Source organism: Stenotrophomonas sp. SrG (assembly GCF_050031795.1).
GTDB lineage: Bacteria > Pseudomonadota > Gammaproteobacteria > Xanthomonadales > Xanthomonadaceae > Stenotrophomonas > Stenotrophomonas rhizophila_A.
The window spans coordinates 1-243 of record NZ_JBNBBE010000889.1 but is presented as its reverse complement, the minus strand read 5'-3'; the positions used below and the strand labels follow the sequence as shown (position 1 = coordinate 243).

The 243-nt window shown below is 71.6% G+C and carries 1 protein-coding gene; it reads right to left on the bottom strand.

The features are described 5' to 3' along the window. On the bottom strand, positions 1 to 211 hold a 211-nt coding region (locus ACQG3P_RS22060), incomplete at its 3' end, for a hypothetical protein (RefSeq protein WP_426806242.1). Positions 212 to 243 lie beyond the last annotated feature (32 nt).

The window sequence follows — 243 nt, the reverse complement described above, 5'->3', positions numbered from 1 at the left end:
GGGCAAGCAGCGCCACGGCGGTGATGTCACGGTCCACCGGCAGCCGGAGCAGTTCTTCGCGGGTGATGTGGGTGGCCGATTCGGTGGAGCGCACGTCCACCAGGTTCACCACCTGCGGGGCGCGCACCTGCACCGCGCCCAGGGTACTCACGCCGCTGACCGGCACGTTCACCGAGGTGGCGTTGCCCAGGGTCACATTGACCTGGCCCACGCGAGCCGGGGCGCCGCCGGCCACAGCCCCTT